Annotated in this window: 24 protein-coding genes; 15 read left to right on the top strand and 9 right to left on the bottom strand. The window is 44.4% G+C overall.

The features are described from left to right. Positions 1–317: 317 nt before the first annotated feature. From thrA to BET10_RS19110, 13 genes are all read left to right on the top strand, one after another. On the top strand, positions 318–2,729 hold the full coding sequence (gene thrA / locus BET10_RS19170) for a bifunctional aspartate kinase/homoserine dehydrogenase I (protein ID WP_070987408.1): 2,412 nt from the start codon (positions 318–320) through the stop codon (positions 2,727–2,729). Positions 2,730–2,744: 15 nt separating this feature from the next. After that, positions 2,745–3,686 (top strand): homoserine kinase, encoded by a 942-nt coding sequence (gene thrB, locus BET10_RS19165; protein ID WP_070987406.1) that lies wholly within the window; start codon positions 2,745–2,747, stop codon positions 3,684–3,686. Position 3,687: 1 nt separating this feature from the next. Next, on the top strand, positions 3,688–4,971 hold the full coding sequence (thrC, locus tag BET10_RS19160; protein ID WP_070987404.1) for a threonine synthase: 1,284 nt from the start codon (positions 3,688–3,690) through the stop codon (positions 4,969–4,971). 241 nt (positions 4,972–5,212) lie between these two features. Further along, positions 5,213–6,469 carry a serine hydroxymethyltransferase gene (gene glyA / locus BET10_RS19155; RefSeq protein ID WP_070987402.1) on the top strand — a complete coding sequence of 419 codons (1,257 nt, stop codon included), beginning with the start codon at positions 5,213–5,215 and terminating at the stop codon, positions 6,467–6,469. A gap of 82 nt (positions 6,470–6,551) precedes the next feature. Beyond that, positions 6,552–7,001, top strand: coding sequence for a transcriptional regulator NrdR (gene nrdR, locus BET10_RS19150; protein ID WP_070987400.1), 450 nt, complete (start codon positions 6,552–6,554; stop codon positions 6,999–7,001). 2 nt (positions 7,002–7,003) lie between these two features. Beyond that, positions 7,004–8,110 (top strand): bifunctional diaminohydroxyphosphoribosylaminopyrimidine deaminase/5-amino-6-(5-phosphoribosylamino)uracil reductase RibD, encoded by a 1,107-nt coding sequence (gene ribD, locus BET10_RS19145; protein WP_070987399.1) that lies wholly within the window; start codon positions 7,004–7,006, stop codon positions 8,108–8,110. A 12-nt stretch (positions 8,111–8,122) separates the two neighbouring features. Further along, the gene (locus tag BET10_RS19140) at positions 8,123–8,779 is read left to right on the top strand and encodes a riboflavin synthase (protein WP_070987397.1); all 657 of its coding nucleotides are present in this window, start codon (positions 8,123–8,125) and stop codon (positions 8,777–8,779) included. A 28-nt stretch (positions 8,780–8,807) separates the two neighbouring features. Further along, complete coding sequence (gene ribBA / locus BET10_RS19135; protein WP_070987395.1) at positions 8,808–9,920, top strand: bifunctional 3,4-dihydroxy-2-butanone-4-phosphate synthase/GTP cyclohydrolase II; 1,113 nt, start codon at positions 8,808–8,810, stop codon at positions 9,918–9,920. A gap of 159 nt (positions 9,921–10,079) precedes the next feature. Further along, a complete protein-coding gene (ribH, locus tag BET10_RS19130) occupies positions 10,080–10,544 on the top strand; it encodes a 6,7-dimethyl-8-ribityllumazine synthase (protein WP_070987392.1) in 465 nt (154 codons plus the stop codon). Positions 10,545–10,555: 11 nt separating this feature from the next. Then, positions 10,556–10,966, top strand: a complete 411-nt coding sequence (gene nusB / locus BET10_RS19125) for a transcription antitermination factor NusB (RefSeq protein WP_070987390.1) — start codon at positions 10,556–10,558, stop codon at positions 10,964–10,966. Between the two features lie 42 nt (positions 10,967–11,008). Next, positions 11,009–11,971, top strand: a complete 963-nt coding sequence (gene thiL, locus BET10_RS19120; protein WP_070987388.1) for a thiamine-phosphate kinase — start codon at positions 11,009–11,011, stop codon at positions 11,969–11,971. An 8-nt stretch (positions 11,972–11,979) separates the two neighbouring features. Continuing rightward, positions 11,980–12,465, top strand: a complete 486-nt coding sequence (locus BET10_RS19115; protein WP_070987386.1) for a phosphatidylglycerophosphatase A family protein — start codon at positions 11,980–11,982, stop codon at positions 12,463–12,465. A gap of 34 nt (positions 12,466–12,499) precedes the next feature. Beyond that, entirely contained in the window at positions 12,500–15,592 is a 3,093-nt protein-coding gene (locus tag BET10_RS19110; RefSeq protein ID WP_070987450.1) for a ligand-binding sensor domain-containing diguanylate cyclase, read from the top strand. On the opposite strand, the gene BET10_RS19105 is transcribed toward BET10_RS19110, so the two are convergent. The 4 genes from BET10_RS19105 to BET10_RS19090 form a co-directional block, all read right to left on the bottom strand. Next, positions 15,589–15,888 (bottom strand): Mpo1-like protein, encoded by a 300-nt coding sequence (locus BET10_RS19105; protein ID WP_070987384.1) that lies wholly within the window; start codon positions 15,886–15,888, stop codon positions 15,589–15,591. The genes BET10_RS19110 and BET10_RS19105 overlap by 4 nt on opposite strands. 43 nt (positions 15,889–15,931) lie before the next feature. Continuing rightward, the gene (dxs, locus tag BET10_RS19100) at positions 15,932–17,791 is read right to left on the bottom strand and encodes a 1-deoxy-D-xylulose-5-phosphate synthase (protein ID WP_070987382.1); all 1,860 of its coding nucleotides are present in this window, start codon (positions 17,789–17,791) and stop codon (positions 15,932–15,934) included. 122 nt (positions 17,792–17,913) lie between these two features. Further along, the gene (gene ispA / locus BET10_RS19095) at positions 17,914–18,801 is read right to left on the bottom strand and encodes a (2E,6E)-farnesyl diphosphate synthase (protein WP_070987380.1); all 888 of its coding nucleotides are present in this window, start codon (positions 18,799–18,801) and stop codon (positions 17,914–17,916) included. Between the two features lie 3 nt (positions 18,802–18,804). Next, positions 18,805–19,047 (bottom strand): exodeoxyribonuclease VII small subunit, encoded by a 243-nt coding sequence (locus tag BET10_RS19090; protein WP_070987378.1) that lies wholly within the window; start codon positions 19,045–19,047, stop codon positions 18,805–18,807. A 325-nt stretch (positions 19,048–19,372) separates the two neighbouring features. Here BET10_RS19090 and pomA point away from each other — a divergent pair, with 325 nt between their 5' ends. Both pomA and BET10_RS19080 read left to right on the top strand, forming a co-directional pair. Then, positions 19,373–20,140, top strand: a complete 768-nt coding sequence (pomA, locus tag BET10_RS19085; protein ID WP_070987376.1) for a flagellar motor protein PomA — start codon at positions 19,373–19,375, stop codon at positions 20,138–20,140. A gap of 5 nt (positions 20,141–20,145) precedes the next feature. After that, on the top strand, positions 20,146–21,087 hold the full coding sequence (locus BET10_RS19080) for a flagellar motor protein MotB (protein WP_070987374.1): 942 nt from the start codon (positions 20,146–20,148) through the stop codon (positions 21,085–21,087). 24 nt (positions 21,088–21,111) lie between these two features. Here the strand turns inward: BET10_RS19080 and BET10_RS19075 are convergent, their stop codons facing one another. From BET10_RS19075 to BET10_RS19055, 5 genes are all read right to left on the bottom strand, one after another. Then, positions 21,112–22,317: an aromatic amino acid transport family protein gene (locus tag BET10_RS19075; RefSeq protein ID WP_083330614.1), complete on the bottom strand. Its 1,206-nt coding sequence runs from the start codon at positions 22,315–22,317 to the stop codon at positions 21,112–21,114. A 223-nt stretch (positions 22,318–22,540) separates the two neighbouring features. Next, positions 22,541–23,506, bottom strand: coding sequence for a lipoyl synthase (gene lipA / locus BET10_RS19070; RefSeq protein ID WP_070987372.1), 966 nt, complete (start codon positions 23,504–23,506; stop codon positions 22,541–22,543). Further along, a complete protein-coding gene (lipB, locus tag BET10_RS19065) occupies positions 23,503–24,156 on the bottom strand; it encodes a lipoyl(octanoyl) transferase LipB (protein ID WP_070987370.1) in 654 nt (217 codons plus the stop codon). The genes lipA and lipB overlap by 4 nt, the downstream gene beginning before the upstream one ends. 18 nt (positions 24,157–24,174) lie before the next feature. Then, the gene (ybeD, locus tag BET10_RS19060; RefSeq protein ID WP_070987446.1) at positions 24,175–24,453 is read right to left on the bottom strand and encodes a DUF493 family protein YbeD; all 279 of its coding nucleotides are present in this window, start codon (positions 24,451–24,453) and stop codon (positions 24,175–24,177) included. Positions 24,454–24,605: 152 nt separating this feature from the next. Continuing rightward, positions 24,606–25,769: a serine hydrolase gene (locus tag BET10_RS19055; protein ID WP_070987368.1), complete on the bottom strand. Its 1,164-nt coding sequence runs from the start codon at positions 25,767–25,769 to the stop codon at positions 24,606–24,608. Positions 25,770–25,809 lie beyond the last annotated feature (40 nt).

Here is a 25,809-nt window from a genome sequence, read left to right as displayed (position 1 = left end):
TTTACACTTTTTTTACTTTAACCACTTTCCCTATTTTTACTCCGAAAAATACACGCTTAAGTACAGAAAATGCATAAAGTAGCCCTCCATAGTGCTTGTGTATGAGTAAATTGCATATTAATTGTCATGTTAAGTGGTTGACAGAGTGGCCACATTTCGGGCAAGCTAAAAAACATGAAAACAAATTTTAACACCACGACCATTATTACAACCACCATCCATTCTGGATAGTGGCATAGGTCGGTGCGTAATTGAAAAAGGCCTGTGTTCACTACGAACACAGGCCTTTTTTCGTTTTAGGAATGAGGAAAATAACAATGCGTGTTTTAAAATTCGGTGGCTCGTCACTGGCTGATTTTGAATGTCTTAAGCAAGTTCATAGCTTGATCCTTAATCAAGCGGGCGAAGAGGCTTTAGTTGTGTTATCAGCCCCAGGAGGCATGACTGATCAACTGGTGGAGCTGGTTGAGCAGGCTGAGCAGGGGCAAGATTACAGTGAGCAGTGGTTGCGACTTGAAAATCGTGCATTGGGTTTGCTTGAGCAAGTACAAAAACTTTACGGCGAGGTGGTTCATTGGCCTGCTTTGTCGAGCCTTGCTGAAAAGTTAGCTGGGGTAAAAATGTTACAGCATTGCCCAGACCCAGTGCGAGCTTACGTTATCAGCTTTGGTGAGCGCATCAGCGTCGCCCTGATGCAGACCATGCTCGGTGCGTCTCAGGCTGCATACCTCGAAGCCTGTGATTGTATCGTCAGTCACGGTGGCTATTTGGATGCAGAAGTAGATTTGCAGCTGAGTCAGCAGAAGTTTGTCTCGGCGATGAACGCAAACCCGAGCAAGTACTACATCATGCCGGGTTTTACAGCCAGCAACACTCGCGGTGAACTTACAACGCTTGGCCGAAACGGCTCTGACTATTCAGCCGCTGTTGCTGCTGCCTGTTTAGGCGCTGAAGTCTGCCAAATTTGGACCGATGTGGATGGAGTATACAACGCTGATCCGCGTTTCATTAAAAAAGCCAGTAAAATCGACTGGTTATCCTATAAAGAAGCGATGGAACTATCGTATTTTGGTGCTAAGGTTCTGCATCCAAAAACAATTCTTCCTTGTGCTAAGTTCTCTGTTCCGTGTGAGATCAAAAATACCCATAATCCCGATGTTGCGGGGTCGGTAATCAGCAATGAGCGACGCGGCGACGAAGCGGTAAAAGCCTTATCTAGTTTAGAAGACCTAGCCATGCTGACGGTCTCAGGGCCTGGCATGAAAGGCAAAGTTGGCATGGCTGCACGTGTGTTTGGTGCGTTGGCCAATGACAATGTATCCATCGTTTTAATTACGCAGTCATCTTGCGAGTTTAGTATCAGTTTTTGCGTACATGAGTCGGATTTAGATTTAGCATTGAATGCGCTTGAGCAAGCGTTTGAGCTTGAGGCGCAGGCAGGCTTAATTGAACCTGTCCAAGTCCAACGTGAGCTGGCTATTGTGACGTTGGTGGGGGATAACATGAAGGCCCACAAGGGACTCGCAGCGAAGTTCTTTGCATCACTTGCCCAGGCGCAGCTAAATATCGTTGCTATTGCGCAGGATTCGACAGAAAGCGCTATTTCAGCGGTGATAGATGGGACACGTTGTAACGATGCCGTTAAAGTGTGTCACGAGAACTTTTTTACACATGTGCCTTCAATTGATGTGTTTTTACTTGGATGTGGCTTAGTGGGTCAGGAGCTGATCAAACAGCTTGAAAAGCAACAGGCTTGGCTTGAAGCGCGTAATATAAAACTAAACCTCTATGGGGTTGCCAATTCTAAACAGTTATACTTAAATGCGGATGGCGTGCCGTTTGATTCATGGCAGGCTGAACTGGCAAGTCAACAGCAAGCATTTACCTTGCAGCGTGTGGAAGAATTCGTTAAAGCTAATCATTTGATTAACCCTGTATTGGTAGATTGCTCTTCATCACAGTATCTGGCAGATCAATACGTTGATTTTTTAAATGCGGGCTTTCATGTCGTGGCTGCCAATAAAAAGGCAAACACAGGTAGTTATGACTACTATCAGGCGCTTACTTTGGCCTCGCAGCGCAAACAGCGAAAATTCTTATATGAGACAAACGTTGGTGCGGGTTTGCCTGTTTTAGACAACTTACAGTTGCTATTTGGTGCGGGCGATGAGCTGTTATCATTCAACGGCATTTTATCTGGATCGCTTTCTTACATGTTTGGTGCATTGCAAGATGGTCTGAGCCTTTCTGAGGCAACGGCAAAAGCTAAAAGCAATGGCTTTACAGAACCAGACCCAAGAGATGATTTGTCGGGCACCGACGTCGCAAGAAAGCTACTGATCATCGCGCGTGAATCTGGATTACAGTTAGAGCTTAGCGATATTGAAGTTGAGTCTGTAGTACCTACAGACTTTGCAACTGGCACCTCTGTGGACGAGTTCATGGCCCGTTTGCCAGAACTTGATGCAAGTTTTGCTGACAAAATTCAAAGTGCAGCCAATGAAGGAAAGGTTCTCCGTTATGTGGGCAGCATCGAAAACGGTCGCTGCCGCGTGGGTATTGAAGCGGTCGATAAAGCCCATGCGCTTTACGATATTCGTGACGGGGAAAATGCATTAGCAATTTTGAGCCAGTATTATCAACCACGTCCATTTGTGATCCGTGGCTATGGTGCGGGTGCTGAAGTGACATCAGCAGGCGTATTTGCTGATATTTTAAAAACTTTATAGGGTGAGGAAGTAGTAATGATCTCTATTTATGCGCCAGCCTCTGTCGGTAATTTTTGTGTTGGCTTTGATTCATTAGGGGCGGCTTTAGCACCGGTAGATGGCTCGCTGTTAGGGGATGTTGTTCATATTGAGCATTCGGAGCAAGACCGCTTTACTTGCACTGGCCCTTATGCCGATAAGCTACCCGGTGATGCTCATGAAAATTTGTCATATCAATGTCTACTTCATTTTAGGGAACATATTGCTCCGGCAATGCCAGCTGCGGCCTTAACGCTTGAAAAACGTTTACCAATTGGTTCGGGGCTGGGTTCCAGTGCATGTTCAGTAGTGGCAACATTTGTCGCATTGGACCAATTCGCAGGTACGCAATTATCACAAGAAGCGATGATTGAGTTGATGGCTGACTTTGAGGAGAAGGTCAGTGGTGGTCGTCACTATGACAACATCACCCCCTGCTATTTGGGTGGATTACAGTTAACAGCGGATATCGTGCCTAATAAAGCACTATCATTACCTGTTGACGAGCGCTGGTACTATGTCGCCGCGTATCCAGGCTTTGCTTTAAATACAGCCAAAGCGCGCGGTGTACTGCCTAAGCAATTGTCAATGCACAGCGCCGTAGAGTTCGCCCAACGGTTGTCTAGTTTTTGCCTATTGATGCAAGCAGGTCGCTTTGATGAGGCTTTAGTGTTGATGCAGGATGACTTAGCTGAGCCTCACCGTCAGTCTCTGATTTCAGGTTTTGCTGAAGCAAAGCAAGCGCTGCCGGAGCTTGGGGCTGAATTGGTCAGTGTTTCAGGGGCGGGGCCCACTTTATTTGCGATTTGTAAGTCGCTAGATGATGCAAAGACGTGCCAACAATGGCTTACACAAAACTATATAAATGAACATGGCTTTAGCCATATCTGTAAACTCGATAACTTAGGTACTCGTGCCGTTTCTCAAGGAGCTAAATAAAATGCAATTGGTTAATTTAAAAGATGATAATCAAAAAGTGTCGTTTACAGAGGCGGTAAAAACGGGTCTAGGTCGCAATCAAGGGGTGTTTTTCCCAACAGACTTAAAACCTTTGGATGATATAGACGCATTGCTTGAGTTACCTTTTGTTGAGCGAAGCACACAGATATTGTCACACCTGATTGGTGATGAACTGCCCAAGGACACCTTAGCAGACATGGTTAAACGCGCGTTCAACTTTCCCGTTGAGTTAGTGAAGGTAGATGAAAAAAATTACTGTTTAGAGTTGTTCCACGGCCCTACGTTGGCGTTTAAAGACTTTGGTGGTCGTTTCATGGCGGAGTGTATTGGTTTGTTTAACCAAGGGGAGCGGGTGACAATTCTAACCGCAACCAGCGGTGATACAGGCGCGGCAGTGGCACATGCATTTTATAACAAACCAAACGTTGATGTGGTTATTTTATATCCCGAGGGTAAGATCTCACTCGCTCAACAAAAGTTGTTTACCACTTTAGGTGGCAATATTCACTGTTATGCAGTCACTGGGAGCTTTGATGATTGCCAAGCATTGGTTAAACAAGCGTTTTTAGATGATGAAGTGAAAGCAAAGCTGGGCTTAAACTCAGCTAACTCCATTAATATTAGCCGCTTACTTGCTCAAGTATGTTATTACTTTGAAGCTTTGGCGCAACTACCAAAAGAAGAGCGTGCGTTGGTTCATGTATCGGTGCCCAGTGGTAATTTTGGTAACGTATGTGCGGCAATGATTGGCTCGGTTATCGGCCTACCAGTGGATAAACTCTCTGCAACAACCAACCAAAATGACACCGTGCCTCGTTATATTGCATCCGGTGAGTGGTCGCCGAATGCAACCGTTGAGTCATTATCTAATGCAATGGATGTGAGTAAACCTAATAATTGGCCTCGTGTTCAAAGTATGCTAGATAGCGGTAAATTTGATAAACATGATTTTTATTCACGTTGTGTGAGTGAACAACGTACACAAGAAGTGATGAGAGAAATTGCTGCAAATGACTATATTGCCGAGCCTCACACCGCGATAGCTTATGAAGGCTTGACTCAAGATAAAGACGCAAAAAGCACCGGTATATTTTTAGCAACAGCCCATCCGGCAAAATTCAAGGAGTCGGTAGAACAAGTGCTGGCAAAGCAGATTGATATGCCAGAAGTGTTACAGAATGCGTTAGACAAAGCATGTTTAGCACAACCTATGACAGCAGATTACGAGCAGCTCAAATCGGCTATTTTTGCCAAATTGTTTTAGTAATAAGTAAAGTCAGGTGGTGAACTTGAAGGTTCTCACCTGACTTAAACATTAAAAAAGTTAATTCCACACTTTAAATTCATAAATAAAATAAATGTTAAAATAAAAAAATATCATTACTTTAACACTGTGAAATAAATTCAATCCCTGTTTAAATATGCTCATGCCAAGATCATAGGCATGATACGCATTAGAGCGTACAATATGGCTTTTAAAACCTTACGTGCACCTAGGAGAACCCATGTTAGAACGTAACATGAACATTGCAGATTTTGACCCTGAATTAGCAAAAGCGATTGCGCTTGAAACAACACGCCAAGAAGAGCACATTGAGCTTATCGCCTCTGAAAACTACTGTAGCCCACGCGTATTAGAGGCACAGGGGTCTCAGTTAACTAACAAATACGCGGAAGGTTATCCTGGTAAGCGTTACTACGGCGGTTGTGAACATGTTGATGTGGTTGAGCAACTGGCAATAGATCGTGCCAATGAGTTGTTTGGTTCAAACTACGCAAATGTGCAGCCTCATGCAGGTTCACAGGCAAATGCTGCAGTATTCCAAGCATTACTTGAGCCACACGATACAGTACTAGGTATGAGCCTAGCGCATGGTGGTCACTTAACACACGGCTCACACGTTAATTTTTCAGGTAAAACATATAACGCAATCCAATATGGCTTGAACGAAGAGACTGGCGAGATTGACTATGCACAAGTAGAAGCTTTAGCGCTTGAGCACAAGCCTAAAATGATCATTGGTGGTTTCTCTGCTTACTCAGGTATTGTTGACTGGGCTAAGTTCCGTGAAATCGCTGATAAAGTGGGTGCTTACTTACTTGTAGACATGGCTCACGTAGCTGGTTTAGTCGCTGCGGGCGTTTACCCAAGCCCAGTACCACATGCGCACGTTGTCACTACGACAACACACAAAACACTAGCGGGCCCTCGTGGTGGTTTGATTATTTCTGCGTGTAACGACGAAGCTATCTATAAAAAGCTAAACAGCGCTGTATTCCCAGGTGGCCAAGGTGGTCCTTTATGTCACGTGATTGCAGCTAAAGCGGTTGCTTTCAAAGAAGCATTACAGCCTGAATTTAAAGAATATCAACAGCAAGTTGTTAAAAACGCGCAAGCGATGGTTGCAGTATTACAAGAGCGTGGCTACAAAGTTGTTTCAGGTAAAACTGATAACCACCTGTTCTTACTTGATTTGATCGACAAAGATATCACAGGTAAAGATGCAGATGCGGCATTAGGGCGCGCGAACATTACGGTAAACAAAAACTCAGTACCAAATGACCCTCGCTCTCCATTTGTGACGTCAGGTTTACGTATTGGTTCTCCTGCTATTACACGTCGTGGTTTCAAAGAAGCGGAATCAAAAGAGCTAGCTGGTTGGATTTGTGATGTATTAGACAACATCAATGATGAGTCTGTACAAGCGCAAGTAAAAGAGAAAGTAAAAGCAATTTGTGCAAAATTGCCTGTTTACGCATAATTTTACGCACAGAACAGCATTTTTTGTTATTATAAAGGCCGCTATAGCGGCCTTTTTCGTAAGATTTCTAAAGTGAACCAATATGCACTGTCCTTTTTGTACTGCCAAAGATACCAAAGTAATCGATTCTCGTTTAGTCAGCTCAGGCCATCAGGTTCGAAGACGTCGAGAGTGTATCGAGTGCCATGAACGTTTTACCACCTTTGAAGGTGCAGAGCTCGTTATGCCCAGAGTGATCAAACAAGATGGCTCACGAGAGCCATTTAATGAAGATAAGTTGGTCAATGGACTTGCTCGAGCACTGGAAAAGCGCCCTGTCAGTACAGAGCAGATTGATGAAGTTATCCATGAGATAAAATCAAAAATTCGCGCCACGGGAGAACGAGAAGTATCTAGCCATCTCATTGGCGAATGTATTATGGAAGCACTCAAAAAGCTCGATAAAGTGGCTTACGTGCGTTTTGCTTCTGTTTATCGTTCATTTGAAGATATAAGAGAATTCGGTGAGGAAATCGCAAGGCTGGGTGATTAAGTATGTTCACTGAGCTGGATCATCATTACATGAATATTGCCATTGAATTGGCTAAGAAAGGTCGCTTTACTACCACCCCAAACCCTAATGTTGGGTGTGTGATTGTCAAAGACAATGAAATTGTTGGTCGAGGTTACCATCAGCTCGCTGGTGATGCGCATGCGGAAGTTTATGCATTGCGACAAGCAGCTGATAACGCCCAAGGGGCTACGGCATACGTCACGTTAGAACCTTGTAGCCACCATGGACGCACACCCCCTTGTGCACAGGGGTTGATTAATGCAGGCGTACAACGTGTGGTTGCCGCTATGGTTGATCCCAACCCTAAAGTCGCGGGCAAAGGGCTTGCTATGTTACAGCAAGCGGGTATCGAAACTGCATATGGTTTACTCGAAGATGAAGCGCGGGCGTTAAATCGTGGGTTCTTAAAGCGTATGGAGCAAGGTTTGCCCTATGTTACTTGCAAACTTGCCGCCAGCTTAGATGGAAAAACCGCACTAAATAATGGCCAGAGTAAATGGATAACAGGTCCGCTGGCGCGTCGTGATGTACAGCAGTTTAGAGCACAAAGTTGCGCGATTTTAACGGGTGCAGATACCGTGATTGTAGATGATGCAAAGCTCAATGTGCGCTCGGATGAGTGTGATATTGAACTACCACAAGGGCACACCTTACGGCAACCTGTCAGAGTTATCATCGACTCGCAAAACCGCTTAACACCTGACCTTGCATTATTTCAAATACAAGCGCCAATAATAATTTTCCGCACACACCTTGATAATAATCATCAATGGCCTCATTTTGTAGAGCAAATCGAGTTACCCACAGAGCAGACAAAAGTGTCTTGTCGGGCAGCACTGAAAGAGCTGGCAAATCGCGGAATAAACACTGTGTGGTTAGAGTCGGGGGCAACTCTGGCAGGCGTATTTGCGCAGCAGCAACTCATAGACGAATATGTGGTATATTTAGCGCCCAAATTGATCGGGCACCAAGGCAAGAGTTTATTTAATTTACCAGAAATAACCATGATGGAAAATGTGAACCAATTAGAGTTCACCGATGTGACCCAAATTGGCGATGACATTCGTGTTACGGCTAAAACCTGCTAATTAAGAGGCAATATGTTTACAGGTATTATCGAAGCAACAGGTACACTAAGTGAGTTGAGAGCTGCACAGGGTGATTTAATCGTTCGTGTTAGCAGCGCTAACTTGGATATGAGTGATGTAAACCTAGGCGACAGCATTGCAACTAACGGCGTATGTTTAACCGTAGTCGAAAAGTTCATAGACGGATTCCGCGCTGACCTTTCAAACGAAACCATTCATTTAACTCAGTTTGCCCACTATAAAACAGGGCAAAAGGTTAACTTAGAAAAAGCTTTGCAGCCGATTTCTCGGTTAGGCGGCCACTTAGTGTCAGGTCATGTTGATGGCGTTGCGGTGGTGAGGGAAATAGAGAGTAACGCGCGAGCGACAGAGTATTGGCTAGAAGCGCCAGCAGACTTGATGAAGTACATTCCTCACAAGGGGTCTGTTGCAATTGACGGAATAAGCTTAACCGTCAATGAAGTTAAAGGTAATCAGTTTAAACTTACAATTGTGCCTCATACAGCACAAGAGACGACCATTGCTGACTTTAAAGTGGGTAGCAAGGTCAATTTAGAAGTCGATCAAATAGCCCGTTATTTAGAACGTTTGGTGCTAGGAGCGCAACCCCAGGCTAACGAGTCTACTCTCACAGCCAGTTTGTTAGCCAAAGCGGGCTTTATAAAATAACCCCAAACCTGAATCAGATAGGTAGATTATGAATTTAAACAGCGCACAAGAAATTATCGATGACATTAAAGCCGGTAAAATGGTCATCTTAATGGACGATGAAGACCGCGAGAATGAAGGTGATTTGATCATTGCCGCCGAACATATTTCAGCAGATGCGATCAACTTTATGGCCACCTATGGCCGTGGCTTAATTTGTTTAACGATGACGCAAGAGCGCTGTAGACAACTAGATTTACCTCTGATGGTACGCAATAACGGCGCGCAGTTCTCGACAAACTTCACTTTGTCTATTGAAGCTGCAAAAGGGGTTACAACTGGCATTTCAGCGGCAGATAGAGCACGTACTGTTCAGGCTGCTGTTGCAAAAGGTGCATTGCCTGAAGACATCGTACAACCGGGTCACATCTTTCCAATCATGGCTCAACCTGGTGGAGTGTTGACACGTGCAGGACATACAGAAGCTGGCTGTGACTTAGCTCGTTTAGCAGGGCTGGAGCCCGCCTCTGTGATTGTGGAAATCTTAAATCCTGATGGGACAATGGCGCGTCGTCCACAGTTAGAAGTATTCGCCAAAGAACATGGCATAAAAATAGGCACAATCGCTGACTTAATCGAGTACAGAAACCTTAATGAAACCACCATTGAGAAAGTGGCTCAGTGTAAGTTACCTACTGAATATGGTGAATTTGATTTAGTGACCTACAAAGATACTATCGACAATCAACTACATTACGCCTTGGTTAAAGGTGAAGTAAAGCCAGGCGATACCACCTTGGTCCGTGTGCATTTACAGAGCACCTTTAATGACATTCTGCTCTCAGATCGTGGCGCAGAAAGAAGTTGGAGCCTACACAGTGCCATGCAATACATCAGCGAAAACAGTGGGGTGTTAGTGGTGCTGGGTAAACAAGAGCAAAGTTCAGAAATTGAAGCTATGGTTAAAGCGTTTGCTCAGCAAGATCAGGGTGAGCAGGTAAACGTGCGCAAGTTTCAAGGGACATCTCGTACTGTAGGTGTGGGTTCGCAAATTTTGGCTGATTTAGGTATTCAGAAAATGCGCCTGATGAGTATGCCGAAAAAGTATCACGCCTTATCAGGTTTCCATCTAGAAGTGGTCGATTACGTAGAGCCTAAATAAGGCCGTAACACTGATACGACAGCGGGCCCAATACAGGCCCGTTTTAAGTTGTTTGGGGATAGTTAAAATTGTGCTATCATGCGGCCCAATTTGGCAATTGCTGGACCGAAATTTCGGTACATGCTTCAGCATTGGTATTTATAAGATTAGGATCATCTAATGAACATTATTGAAGGTAACAAATATGCACCGGGCAAGAAATTTGCCATTGTTATTTCTCGTTTTAACGACTTTATCGGTAAAAGCCTACTTGAAGGTGCCGTAGATGAGTTGAAGCGTACAGGTGGCGTAAGTGATGAAGATATCACGGTTGTTTACGTACCAGGTGCCGTTGAGTTACCTCTTGCAGCTAAGCGTATTGCGATGAAAAAGCAGTTCGATGCAATTATTGCATTGGGTGTAATCATCCGTGGTGGTACACCGCATTTCGATTTAGTTGCGAATGAGTCAAATAAAGGTCTGGCAAATGTATCACTGGACTACGATATTCCAGTTGCATTTGGCGTACTAACCACTGAAAGCATTGAGCAAGCCATTGAACGTGCGGGCACCAAAATGGGCAATAAGGGTGGCGAAGCTGCACTTGGCGCTTTAGAAATGGTTAACGTGCTAGAGCAAATTTAAGAGGATCCTCTGTGAAACCAGCAGCAAGACGTAAAGCACGCATATTGGCTTTGCAAGCCGTTTATTCTTGGCAATTGAGTGGTAACCCTATCGCCGATATCGAACAACAAATGTTGATCGAGAACGATGTATCAAAAGTAGACGTTGAATATTTCAAAGATTTGGCGCGCGGTGTAGCGGTAAATCATAAGCAGCTTGATGAAATAGTAAAGCCACATTTGTCACGCCCTTTCGATGATTTAGACGAAGTTGAAAGAGCAGTACTAAGAGTGAGCGCCTATGAACTTAAGTTCAGAGATGACGTACCGTATAAAGTTGCTATCAACGAAGGTATTGAGCTGGCGAAAATGTTTGGTGCGGAAGACAGCCATAAATTTGTTAATGGTGTCTTAGATAAAGCCGTAAAAGATATTCGCAAGTAAGGCCAAATAAAGGAGAGCCGGCGTTGGCCGGCTTTTTTGTATATGAAGGAATTTGAACTCATCAATCGCTACTTCACGGGAAGAGGTATTACTCGCCGTGACGTTGATTTAGGGATTGGCGATGACTGTGCGCTGATCAGTGTGCCAGAAAACTGCCAATTAGCAGTGACAACCGATACCTTGGTAGAAGGTGTACATTTCTTTGCTGATATTCCTCCACGTGCTCTGGGCCATCGCATTTTAGCGGTTAATTTAAGTGATCTTGCGGCTATGGGCGCGGAGCCCGCTTGGGTATCGATTGGCCTAACATTGTCTGATGTTGATCAGCAATGGTTGGAAGAGTTCACTGAAGGTATGCACGACATTGCTGAGTATTATAATGTGCAGATCATCGGTGGTGATACGACCCAAGGGCCGTTAACCATTACGGTATGTGCAAAAGGGATTATACCGAAAGGTAAAGCACTGACCCGCTCAGGTGCTAAAAATGGCGATTGGGTCTACGTTACTGGTCCATTAGGCGATTCAGGCCTTGCCATTGAAGCGCGTAAACAGGGTTGGGATGTTGCACCTGAACATCTAAAAAGTGCTACTGAGCGCTTTAATTTTCCTTCGCCCAGAGTGGCTGCAGGCCAAGTCCTTAGAGGTATTGCAACCTCAGCGATAGATATTTCCGATGGTTTATTGGCAGATTTGTCTCATATTCTTCGACAATCAGGTGTCGGGGCCGTTATTCACGCTGATAAAGTGCCTACATCGGACGCGTTAAACAGTTTAGATAATGATGACGTTCGTCTAAAACTAGCGCTTGCCTACGGCGATGACTACGAATTGCTATATACAGTTAGTGACGACAATAAGAATTTGCTTGAAACTAAACTGCAGCAGTATGGCGTTGAGCCAGTATGCATCGGGCAAATTATTAATAACGATGGTAAGTTAGAATTGCTTTATCACAACCAGACATGGCCACTTCCCGATATTGGCTTTGAACATTTTAGCTAGGAGTTGCTTTGGCTAAGCAGTATAAATTTGATCTTAAACGCCCCCATCAATTTTTTGGTTTAGGCTTTGGTCTGGGATTGTCTCCAATTGCACCTGGTACCTTTGGTACGTTAGGGGCATTACCACTTATTTTTATTACCGCAAACTACCCACTGTGGTTGCAGGTAGTATTTGCCGTTGTCATCAGCGTGTTTGGCCTGTGGGTGTGTGGTCAAACAGCAAGAGATGTACAAGTGCATGATCATCCAGCTATTGTTTGGGATGAAGTCGCAGGCTTCTATATTACTATGCTGGGAGCTGCATTAAGCTGGCAATCTCTGATTGTAGGTTTTTTATTGTTTCGATTTTTTGATATTGTAAAACCTGGACCGATAAAAATGCTTGATAAAAGATTACATGGCGGCTTTGGAATTATGGTCGATGATGTACTCGCTGGTATTTTTTCATTGATTTGTGTACAGGCTTTGTTTAAAACTGGTGTTTTAACGGGCTGATATTAGGCAGAAAATAGTGTCAACTATGGACAGAATGTTAAGGTTAGTATTTGTTTTAGCAGTGGGCTTGATGGCGCACTTTGCACAGGCTTCAATTAACGATTATGTGGTCAAGCAATGGAACTTACAAAACGGTCTGCCTTCTCAGTCTATTAAAAGCATCACACAAGATAAACAGGGCTATATTTGGCTGGCGACTCAGTTTGGTTTAAGTCGCTTTGATGGTCAAAAATTTACTAATCTCACTACACAAAATACCGACTTTCTGCGCTCTAATGCAATTCATAAGCTACTGGTTGGCAGAGATGGGATGCTATGGATAGGCACGCGTCGTGGTGTGCATCGTTTAGACCCACAAACACTGGAAGTGGAGTCACTGGATATACAAGGTCCAGTTAGAGATTTATTGGAAGACCAGCAGGGCAGCATTTGGGTTGCGGCAAATGGATTGCATTACATTTCTTATGCTAGCCAGTCTGTTGCCAATAGACCATCGCTCCAGCCTCGCAAACTCTCTGCGGTTCGGATTAATCAGATTGTTGGGGCAGTGACCAAAATGGCACTGGCGTCGGATGGGATCTGGCTTGTCAATGAACGCCATCTGCTGAAAATTAAACAGTCTAGTTCATCTACTGAAAATGCATTTAGGCTAGAACTATCCAGCCGCCTTTCGCTTCCACAACAACTGGCTCAAACCATTCTCCACGACTTGGCTTGGATAGATGGGCGCTTGTTCTTGGCAACTGAGTTGGGCGCATATTTTCTTGATATTGACGAAGTGCTGCGCCGCTATGATGAAATTGGCAACACCGCAGTGTACAAGTTTATGAGTGATGGCGAAGGTGGAGTCTGGGTATCGACCTCTAATAACTTGATGTTTAGAGAAGGCCGAGGCGAGTGGCAGTCTGTGCGCCCCGTACTTTCGGAGCAAAGTGTATGGTTCTCTGACATTTTTAAAGATAAAGAAAATAACATTTGGTTGGCAAGCCTCAACGAGGGGTTGTGGTTTGCACATGCAGGAAAAGTGGAGCGTTACTCGGTTGGCGATGACGTCAATCAAGGGATCACGGCCATTACTCGCGCGCCCAATGGCCAAATCTGGGTAGCAAATCGCTATGGCGTAGGCGTTTTAGACGATAACAATGAGTATCAGCAAGTGATTGATATGAATCGCTTACAGCGTCTTACGGTCAATGACCTTGAGTTTCAAGGAGACGCTTTGTTGATGGGCACTGACAGGGGAGTTTTAACCTACGAGCGGGGGGAGCTTCGCAGCCTTCCACATCGAGAGTTAAGACAAAATCCCGTGTTTTCAATTAGCCCTTCCAATGAAGGCGGTTTGTGGTTTGGTACGGGGCGCGGCCTGTATCGATTGGAGTATTCAGAGTTAGCACCATTTAATTACAATACCTTCCTAGGCAGTCAATTCGTGACTTTTGTAGTGGACTTTCCTACGTTTGGCTTTATCGGCACGAATAAAGGTGCGTATCGCTACAACGAGCGTGGTATTGAAAAACTGGGTGGTCAAACATCACTAGAAACCGCTTATATTACTAGTATCTTTCATATTCAAGATGTCGCGACGTTAATCGGATCTTGGAGTGACGGACTGTTTTACCGCACAGCTGCTGGCCAGTGGTATCAGTTAGATGCATCAAATGGTTTGCCATATGGCTCTATCACCTCACTCTATTTTGATAAGCAGCTTCGTCAAGTATGGGTTGGTACAAAAAAAGGCGTATATCGTATGCCTGTGGCTCAGTTCAAAGGGCCAATCACAAACCTTAAGGTTGATCAGGTTATTAGCCAGTTTGACAGGCAGCTAGATGGTAAAGCTAGCCGTTGTTGCTCAGGGTTTGGCCATGATGCGGTTATGGAGACAGCGGATGCTATCTGGTATCCAAGTTCTCAAGGTGTGGTTAAAATCCCCAAAAACATGCAGCTATTTGGCTCTGATGAATTACGGCTAAAATTGGAAGCTGTTTTTACACCAGAACGTCGAATCGCTGGTGATGCGTTAAAAGACAAGGTTTTTCTTGATACCTCGGAACGTGACTTGACAGTGCAATACACCGCGATTGATTTTTACGCGCCACAAAGCATTGAATTTAGATATCGACTGCTGAGCAATGGCATCACAAGTGGTGATTGGCGTGAAACCCCAAACCGTCAAGATGCTATTTACACCAACTTATCACCAGGCTCATATGTATTTGAGTTACAGGCGAAAAGACGAGGGCAAGACTGGCAAGCGGCAACTTCCAAACAGGTAGAGATAGCGATCCCTAGACGGTTTGATGAAACCATGTATTTTAGACTGTTGATCACCTGTGGTTTTGCCTTCTTATTCTATTTGATATTCTGGGTTTTTAGAGCACAGGAGAGACGCAAGCATCAAGCGCTAGAGGATTTAGTAGCCGAACGTACTACGGAACTTAGAAAAGCCAATGAAAAGCTTAATCAGGTTAATACGCAATTAAAACTGGTGAGCCATACCGATGAGTTAACAGGGCTGCGTAGTCGTCGTTTCTTATTCGATCAGCTCCCCAAAGATGTCGAGCACTTTCAGCGTAATGCTCAGTCGTTACAGCAGCAAAACAAGAGTCTGGTGTTGATGATACTGAATATCGATAAGTTCAGTAAAGTAAATGACGCCTATGGGCCTATTGGTGGTGATAGCTGTCTGCAGCAGATGGCAGCCTTACTGAACTCAAGAACTCAGGGCTCAGACTATGTAGCGCGCTGGAGTGGTGATGAGTTCTTACTGCTTCTTCGTGACTTCAAACGTGATGATGTGGACAACTATGCTAGGGAGCTATGCAAAGCCGTCGCAGATTTTGATTTCATGCTGCCCAATGGTAAGTCAATGTCTATGAGTATCTCAATGGGGTGGTCATTGTATCCACTACCTTTATTGGGAGGGCAAGTGATTGGTTGGGAGGCATCGGTCAACCTAGCTGACATCGCACTGCACCAAGTAAAACAACGCGGTGGTGATGGTGCTGCAACGATTATATTTGATGATCAACTAGACGCTTTTGAGTTTGAGCAAAGCAGTAATGTCGAATCGCAACTTGAAGTACTGCAAAGTAATGGTCTAGCAGAAGTAAAAGTTTGGATGCGCTAATCTTGTCTGGTTATCCATCGCCAATACATCAGCCAATCAGCAAGTAATGAATAAAACGGATGTGTAAAGGTAGCAGGTCGGTTTTGTTCAAACACAAAGTGACCAACCCAAGCAAATCCGTATCCTGCGCAGGGGGCTAGGAGTAAATACAGGGGATTTTGCCAGTAAAGTGCCGCCAAGCAGGTGATGATGACCAAAGTACTACCCAAGTAGTGACAGGCTCGACACCATGGATTTTGATGTTGTTCAAGATAGAATGGGTAAAACGCTTGAAATGACTTAAATCGCTTGTCCATGAATAAACCCTAGAGATAAAAAAAGGAGCTAACGCTCCTTTTTTTATACTAGTTTTTGCACTTTTTGCAAAATGCTTTGTTCATCAAGGTGCATCTGTGCATGCATTTCATCCTGTGTTCCATGCTTGATAAACTCATCGGGCAAACCTAAGTGAGTGATTTTAGGTGTCACTCCGATACTTGCAAAAAACTCGCTCACAGCGCTGCCTGCGCCACCTGCGATGGCATTGTCCTCAAGGGTGACAAAGTGCTCATGTGTTTTGGCAAGTTCACTCAATAACTCGGTATCCAGAGGCTTTACAAAGCGCATATCAACGAGCGTGGTATCGCATTGCTCAGCGGCAAGTTTTGCATTGTGTAGCAAAGTGCCAAAGTTAAGTATGGCAATCTTCTGAGCGCTTCTTAACAGGTTTGCTTTGCCAATGGGTAGCTTTTGCATGTCCTGTTGCACGTCAGCGTCTCCGGCGCTACCTCTTGGGTAACGCACTGCGGCTGGGCCGTTATAGTTATAGCCGGTATGAAGCATCTGACGACACTCGTTGGTATCACTGGGTGTCATGATAACCATATTAGGGATACAGCGCATAAAGCTTAAATCGTATGCGCCTTGGTGTGTTTCACCATCAGCACCAACTACACCTGCACGGTCGATAGCAAACAGCACAGGTAAGTTCTGTAATGCGACATCGTGGATCAATTGATCGTAAGCTCGTTGTAAGAAACTTGAATAGATAGCTACAACTGGTTTTAACCCCTCACAGGCAAAACCTGCAGCCAGTGTTACAGCGTGCTGTTCAGCGATAGCAACATCAAAATATTGCTCGGGGTACTCTTTTGAGAAGCGCACCATACCAGAGCCTTCACGCATAGCAGGCGTGATAGCCATTAGCCTTTTATCATCAGCGGCCTGATCACATAGCCATTCGCCAAAAACTTTAGAGAATGTTGGCGCGCCAGGTTTCGATTTTGGCAAACTATGAACACTAGGATCGAATTTTGGCACCGCATGATAGCCAATCGGATCGGCTTCAGCAGGTTTATAACCTTTACCTTTTTGGGTTTTGATATGCAGCAGCTGAGGGCCTTTTAAATTACGCATATTGCGCAGCGTATCAACCAACATGTTGACATCGTGACCGTCAATTGGGCCGATGTAATTGAGCCCCAGCTCCTCGAAGAAAGTGCCCGGTATAACCATGCCTTTTAAGTGCTCTTCCATACGGCTGGCGAGCTCTTTGACTGGTGGTACGCCTGATAGTAGCTTTTTACTGCCTTCACGAATATTGGTATAGAAACTACCCGATAAAATTCGTGCAAAATGGTTGTTTAGCGCGCCGACATTTTCAGAGATAGACATTTCATTATCATTCAGCACTATCAGCATATCTGATTTAATATCACCAGCATGATTCATTGCTTCAAATGCCATACCTGCGGTGATGGCGCCATCACCTATTACTGCAACGGTTTTTCGACCTTTGCCTTCTTTTTGCGCAGCGATGGACATGCCTAACGCAGCAGAAATAGAGGTACTTGAGTGGCCAACACTGAATGTGTCGTACTCACTTTCTTCTCTATAAGGAAATGGGTGTAAACCATCTTTTTGACGGATCGTGTGAATTTTGCTGCGACGACCCGTTAAAATTTTATGTGGATAAGCTTGGTGCCCAACATCCCAAATCAAACGATCCTCAGGGGTGTTATAGACGTAATGTAAAGCCACTGTGAGCTCAACCGTGCCTAACCCTGAAGCAAAATGACCACTGCTTTGTGATACTGAGTTTAATAAGTAATCTCTCAGCTCATCACTGAGCGTGCTAAGTTTGTGCTGCGGTAACTGTCGCAGTTGCTTTGGTTCATCAACCAAAGTTAATAAGGGGTACTTGCTACTATCCAATTTCATCGTATCGATTATTTGTCCTACGCAAACTTCGCACAATTATATACAAAGGCTGCGGTTAATTTTATTTATTTTATGCAAATTAGCCATTAATTTGTCATGAATTTAGACTAAGTGAGCGACTTTTAATATTTCCGCTCAATAATATAGTGAGCTAAGCTGGCCAGAACTTCGGTATCTTGTTCTACCTCTTCTAAAGCGCTTAGCGCTTGCTGAATTAAGCTGTGGGCTTTTTGCTTGGCACCATCCAATCCCAGTAATGCAGGGTAGGTAGACTTTTTGTTCTCAATATCAGAACCTTTAGGCTTACCTAAAGACTCAGTATCCCCTTCAATATCAAGGATATCGTCTTGCACCTGAAATGCTAAACCAATATTTTTTGCATACAAACGCAACGCACTAAGGGCCTTGTCGCTGACATTGGGCGAGCATAATGCGCCAAGCTCAATGGCCGCACCGAGCAAGGCGCCGGTCTTTAGGCGGTGAATACGCTCCAGATCTGTAAGTGATATAGCGTTGTCTGTTCCCGCTAAATCGAGCGCCTGACCACCGATCATACCTTGTAGTCCTGCGGCTTTCGCCAGCGCATTGATCATTTTAATTTGTTGCTCACAAGCGACTTTAAAGCGGTGCTCGCTGAGTAGTTCGAAGGCGATGGTTTGCAACGCGTCACCTGCAAGGATCGCTTGTGCTTCATCAAAGGCGATGTGGCAGGTCGGTTTACCTCGACGCAGGTCGTCATCATCCATGGCGGGTAAATCATCGTGTACCAACGAATAGCTGTGAATGCACTCCAGCGCGGCGGCGGCTACGTCTAAATCTTCCAGCGCTGCGCCAAACATTTTACCTGTTGCGTAAACTAAAAAAGGCCTAAGCCTTTTACCACCATTATTAATGCTGTAGTAAGTCGCAGCTTTAACGGTCTCATCAGTATCTAGTGGTTGAGCAAAGTAATTGGCGATAAATGCCGCCAAACGCGATTGGGTATCTTGTAGTTGTTCTTGTAATTGCACGGTCTATTCCACGTCACCTTGAAATGGTACGGTTTCACTGTGCGTATCATTGGCCATAAGAATTGAGACTTTTTGTTCGGCTTGTTGCAGCTTGTTGGTCGAAGAGTTAGCCAAAGCAATACCACGCTCAAACTGTTTTAGTGATTGTTCAAGAGTGAGTGAACCTTGTTCCATAGAGTGAACAATTCCCTCTAATTCGGCCATTGCTTCTTCAAAACTCAGATTTTCTGGTTTTTTTGTTGCCATGATGATGTCTCGTTTCCTAACCAATTTAAGACTAAATGAATTTAAGAGCCCAATTCTAGGGCCATTGTGGTGCGAGGTCAAAGTTTGCAGGACTATTTTGCGATACAGTGACACTTAAGTTATCGGTTTTTGTACCAAAGAGTGATTCGCAATTTCGGTGCTTTTTAATATAATTGACTTAAGATATTCAGTAGCTTGCCGATAAACAAGAGCTTAGTAAAAGCATTGCACTCTTTACAATAAAAAATGGCATATGTTTTGAATGTATTTTGACATTGGACATCTTAGCAATAATTTAGAATAGATAAGACTCTCTGGAGGGTATGTGGATTTAGCAACCGTTATTGGGATCCTGGGCGCAATAGGCCTGATTATTATGTCCATGTTCATGAGTAGTGACGGTGAGATAGTCATGTTTGCTGACGCTGCGTCGGGCGTCATCGTGTTTGGTGGTTCATTATTTATCGTATTAGCAAACTTTTCTATGTCTAAGTTTTTTGCCATCGGCAAAGTTGTTGGCAAAGCGTTCATGTTCAAAATAGAAACCCCTGAGGAGTTAATTGAAAAAGCGGTCGAGTTAGCTGACTCAGCACGTAAAGGCGGGTTCTTAGCGTTAGAAGAGGCAGATATACCCAATTCGTTTATGCGCAAAGGGGTCGATATGTTAGTGGATGGCCACGATGCGGATGTGGTCAGAGCGACATTACAAAAAGACATCTCGCTAACTTCTGACCGTCACGAATCTGGTGCACTACTATTTAAAAAGCTCGGTGATATCGCACCGGCGATGGGGATGATAGGTACACTCATTGGTTTGGTTGCTATGTTATCTAATATGGATGACCCTAAAGCCATCGGCCCTGCGATGGCGGTGGCACTTTTAACAACACTTTATGGCGCTTTTTTGGCCAACGTTGTGGCCATTCCTATTCAATCAAAGTTAGAGCTGCGTAAAGACGAAGAAGAGCTAAATCAAAGATTAATTCTAGATGCGATCTTGGGCATTCAAGACGGTCAAAACCCTAAAGTTATTGAAGGAATTCTGAAAAACTACTTGCCAGAGTCAAAACGTCTTCATGAGAAAGAGGAATAGCGACTATGTCTGACGAGAAAGAGTGTAAATGTCCGCCCCCAGGTTTGCCAGCGTGGATGGGAACATTTGCCGATCTAATGTCGCTACTCATGTGCTTTTTCGTGCTATTGCTGGCTTTTTCAGAAATGGATGTATTGAAGTTCAAGCAAATTGCAGGCTCAATGAAGTTCGCATTTGGTGTACAAAATAAAATTGAAGTTAAAGATATTCCAAAGGGGACCAGTGTGATCGCCATGGAGTTTACCCCAGGCAAACCCGAACCAACACCAATCGAAACAATTCAACAGCAAACCGTTGAGATGACCCAACAAATGCTAGAGTTCCAAGCCGGTGAAGAAAGCTCGGCTGGGGGACGTCAGGAGCAGCGCGGTAACAAACGCGGTGGTGAGTCGCAGAGCACGTCGCAAGAACAGGCTATGACACAAGCGATCGCGGCGGCAGAGCAAGAGCAGGTCAATGAACTCGTTAAAAAAATTGCTCAGCAGATGGAAAAGCAAATCATGGATGGAGCAATAGAGCTTGAATCTCTGGGCCAACAAATAATCATACGAATACAAGAAAATGGCGCGTTTCCATCGGGGAGTGCATTTTTACAACCAAAGTTTACACCGGTGATAAGAGAGATTGCAGAGCTACTAAAAGATGTGCCAGGAGAAATTACAGTCTCCGGGCATACCGACGACTTTCAGGTGAGTAATGAGTTGTACAGCAACAACTGGGATTTGTCGGCCACAAGGGCGGTAGCAGTGGCCAGTGAAATGGTTAAAGCTCCTGGCTTTGATAAGAATCGTTTGGTGGTAGTAGGTCATGCTGACACGAGACCTTTGGTACCTAATGAGAGTAATGCCGACAGACGACGCAACCGTCGCGTTGAGATTTCAATCTTACAAGGTAAGCCAAAAGAATCAGACCCAATCGAAGTCAGACAGAATCCACAAGGCAACTAATTTTAGTTGCCTTGTGATATGTTGTTATCCAAGAGAAGGAATAACTCCCGTCATTTGTAAGCCCTGAGCGGCAATGATTACGACGCCACATAGTGCGGCCATTGCAAGACCTAATGTGCCTCCTCGAACCTGATAGCCTGCGACATGGGCACCTTGACGGCGCTGTGACCATACCATCGCTACGGGTAAAAATACCGCAAGAACGACCAGTGCAATAGCCGCATAACCTAAGGCCATGATAAACCCTTGTGGGTAAAATAATGCAAACCCTAATGGCGGTAAAAAGGTGATTAAGGCTGTTTTGCTTCGCTCCAAGTTGCCATTGCCCTTTTTAAATGCATCCGCAAAGAAATCAAATAACCCTAAACTCACACCTAAAAATGATGTGGCAAGCGCTAAGTCCGCAAAAATAGTGACAAACGTAGTAATGTGGGGATTGTGGGCAATGTTAGAGATATTGCTGACAAACCCAGTTAACCCCTCGCTTTGCATTAAGCTTTGCTGGCTCATCACGCCTTGGCTTAGCAGCTGCCAGAAAACATAAATAGTCAGTGGTAGTGCCGCACCGAACATCATAACGCGACGCAGTGTTTTAATGTCTAATCCCACATATTTTACAACAGAAGGGATAGAGCCATGAAAACCAAAAGAGGTAAACACGACAGGAATCGCTGAGATCACCAGTCCTTGTTCAATAGGCATATCTAACAGATGTTGCCCATGCACATAGGGAGTCAACACAAAAAACAGGCTAGCTAACACCACGATTTTAACGCTAAACAGGACTTTGTTGAGTTTGTCTACTGTGCTGGTGCCTGCGGTTACGACCGTGGCTACGATAATGGCTAAAATCACGGAACCGACTTGTGGTGCAACTTGCATGCCTAACAAGTTGTTAATTTTTTCTTGTAATTGGGCGCCGCCCCCTGCGATATAGGCTGCACACAGCGCATAAAATAAAAAGACCATGGAAAAGTTGGCAACATATTGGCCGCGTTTACCTAAGATAGACTTTGCAAGGGTATTAAGCGTTGCATCGGCACTGGCGTATTGGTGAAGTTCTAGCATTAGTAACGCGGTATAGGTCATCAGTAACCAAGACAGCACAATTAAGACTAATGCTGTGGTAAATCCTAGTCCAGCAGATGCAATCGGAAGCGCTAGCATACCTGCGCCTATCGTTGTACCTGCGACGATCAGCATACTCCCCAGTGTTTTATTTTTAAGCACAAATTGCCCCTTTGTGTGTGAGAGAGTCCAGCAAGATATACTGCTGTGTTAAAAATTGAAATAGTTTTGCCATAAATCAATGTTAACGGTTGTAATCTATGTTTTACGAGCTGGTAATTTAGGAACAGAATGTAGCAAACTAGCTAGCTGAAAATGGTCTTACCACGATGGGAATTGGCGAAAAAAAAGCGCCCATAAGGCGCTTATATAAGTAATCTGATTGTTATTTCACTTCTTTACCAGCAGCTTGCTGATCAGCGTGATAACTTGAGCGCACAAAAGGCCCACACGCTGCGTGTGTAAAGCCTATTTCATCCGCATAATCTTTTAGGGCATCAAACTCTACTGGTGGTACATAGCGCTTTACAGGTAGGTGGTGTTTAGATGGTTGTAAGTACTGACCAACGGTAAGCATATCCACGTTGTGTTCACGTAAATCGCGCAGCACTTCTTCGATTTCAGGCATTTCTTCGCCTAAGCCTACCATCAAACCAGATTTGGTTTTAACGTTAGGATGGGCTTCTTTAAAGCGGCGTAATAGTTCCAAAGACCACTTATAGTCTGCACCAGGTCTTGCCAGCTTGTATAAACGTGGGGCGGTTTCTAAGTTGTGGTTAAATACATCCGGTGGTGTTTGCGTTAAGATCTCAAGTGCACGGTCCATTCGACCCCTAAAGTCAGGCACGAGGATTTCAATGGTAATATCTGGGTTGTGCTTACGAATTGCAGTGATGCAGTCAGCGAAATGCTGTGCGCCGCCGTCACGAAGATCGTCTCTATCTACCGAAGTAATGACCACATAGCTTAACTTCATGTCTTTAATTGTCAGTGCGAGCTTTTCTGGCTCTTCAGCGTCGGGCTTCAGTGGACGGCCGTGAGCAACATCGCAAAATGGGCAACGACGAGTACAGATAGCACCCAAGATCATAAAGGTCGCTGTACCGTGGTTAAAGCATTCTGATAGATTAGGGCAAGATGCCTCTTCGCATACTGAGTGAAGGCCATGCTTACGCATCGCTTGTTTGATACCATCGATACGCTCGCTTGATTTTGGTAAGCGGATTTTAAGCCACTCAGGCTTTCTTAGCATTTCCTGTGGTTCAGTTGGGAGTACTTTTACTGGGATCAATGCCATCTTTTCAGCATCGCGAAGCTTTACCCCTGGCTCCATTTTTACTGGTTTACTCATTCGTTTTCAAACCCTTCAGTTTGCTCAACATGTTGCGCATTGAGTCGCTTCAACATGTGTTTGACTAGCCCATTACCAACCTCAACCATAGAGTCTGGGCCGTTTAATTCGCTGGTTTGTACCATATTCATGCCGGCATAACCGCATGGATTAATTCTTAAAAAAGGCGACATATCCATGTTTACATTTAAAGCCAAGCCATGAAAAGAGCAGCCACGACGAACCCTAAGTCCAAGTGACGCTATTTTACTCTCACCAACGTACACGCCCGGTGCGTCGGCTTTGGCGTAAGCGTTAATATCATGCTCTGCTAGAAAATCGATGATACATTCTTCTAGCCAGGTTACCAGTTCTCTGACACCGATTTTTAAACGTCTCAGATTGAATAATACGTACATCATTTGCTGACCTGGGCCGTGGTAGGTAACTTGGCCGCCCCGATCAACTTTTATGACTGGAATGTCACCGGGGGCTAACAGGTGTTCATCTTTACCTGCTTGGCCTTGGGTGAAGACAGGTTGGTGTTCGACCAGCCAAATCTCATCCGCGCTATCATCGTTACGCTCGTCGGTAAAACTTTGCATTTTTTGCCAAATAGGCTCATAGCTGCGCCGACCCAGTTGACGAACAATGACGGTATGTTGACTCATAATCGATCTTTAAATTAGTTACAGTACGTAACGTACGTCTTCAAGGGAGCCAATTTCAGTGTAGATCTGTTCAATGTGCTCTTTAGAAGTCACGGTCGCTACAACAGTAATTGATTCATACGTGCCTTTGCTACTTGGCTTTACTTTTGGTGCGTAGTCGCCAGGCGCGATGGCCTGTAATTTAGTTAGCACTTGATCCGTAAGGTTTACGTTTGCAACACCCATAATTTTAAATGTGAATGGGCATGGGAATTCTAAGTACTCATCAAACTTAGTATTTTTTACTGGCTTTACCACAACGATGTCCTCACTACTGGAACTGGCTTGCAAAATGTTCAAGCCTGGCTAATCGAGTTAGTTGTCCTAACCCTGAATAATGGCGGCATTCTACCATTTTTATGACAAAAAAAAACGCCTCCATAGGGAGGCGTTTATTTATACTTTTAAAATTATTGCATGATCTGTAAACGTAGGTAGTCGTATATTTTGCTAAAGAAGCTACCTTCGCCCACTTCTTCAAGTGTCACCAGAGGGTATTGAGCAATTTCTTCGCCTTCTAGTTGTAAGAATAATGTGCCAACCTTAGTACCTTTGGCGATCGGCGCTTCCAACGTTTTGTCTAACTCAAAATTAGCTTTCAAGTTCTTACGTTGTCCGCGCGGAATGGTTACTGGAGTATCTTGCAAAATACCTAAAGATACAGTTTCTTTATTACCCATCCAGATGCGTTGTTCAGCGAAGCTGTCGCCGGCTTTGTAAGGTGTAATTGTTTCAAAGAATCTAAATCCGTAGTTCAGTAGTTTTTTACTTTCTACTTTACGTGCGCGTTCACTTGCCGTGCCCATCACAACAGCAATAAGACGCATGTCATCTTTAACTGCTGATGTTACAAGGCTATAACCTGCCTCTGAAGTGTGGCCTGTCTTGATACCATCTACCTCAAGACTTGCATCCCATAATAAGGTGTTACGGTTATATTGCTTTATACCGTTGTATGTAAAAGACTTTTCTTTATATAGCGCATACTCATCCGGCACGTCACTGATTAACGCTGCACCTAATGTAGCCATATCGCGCGGTGTTGTGTAATGCTCGTCGGTATCAAGACCATGACTGTTTATAAAATGGGTATTGGTCATACCTAACTTTTCTGCGTGTGCGTTCATAAGATCAGAAAACGCACTTTCACTGCCAGCAATGTGCTCAGCCATCGCTACACAAGCATCATTGCCTGATTGAATGATGATACCGCGATTTAGATCATCAACGCTGACCTGCTTGCCCACTTCAATGAACATTTTTGAAGATTCAGGGAAGTTCTTTGCCCAGGCCTTTTCGCTGATAGTCACCATGTCTGAGCCAGAAATATTACCAGCATTAATTTCTGTACCAATCACATAGCTGGTCATCATTTTAGTTAAACTGGCAGGTGCGAGTTTGGTATCGGCTTCACCTTCAGCAATGACTTTGCCTGTGGTGAAATCTACTAAAAAGTAACCTTTAGCATTAACTTGAGGAGGTGATGGCAGGATCTGTGCGTTAGCTGCAAAAATAGTAGCAGAACACACAAGGCCGCAAAGTTGAGTGATAAATTTCGATTTTAATAAAGTCATTATGCTCGCAATTTTAATTTAGTTAGTCAGCGTCACCGCA

The organism is Pseudoalteromonas amylolytica (assembly GCF_001854605.1).
In the GTDB taxonomy this organism is placed as follows: Bacteria; Pseudomonadota; Gammaproteobacteria; order Enterobacterales; family Alteromonadaceae; genus Pseudoalteromonas; species Pseudoalteromonas amylolytica.
Note: the sequence above shows the minus strand (reverse complement) of the source record. Positions and strands in the feature narration are given on the sequence as shown.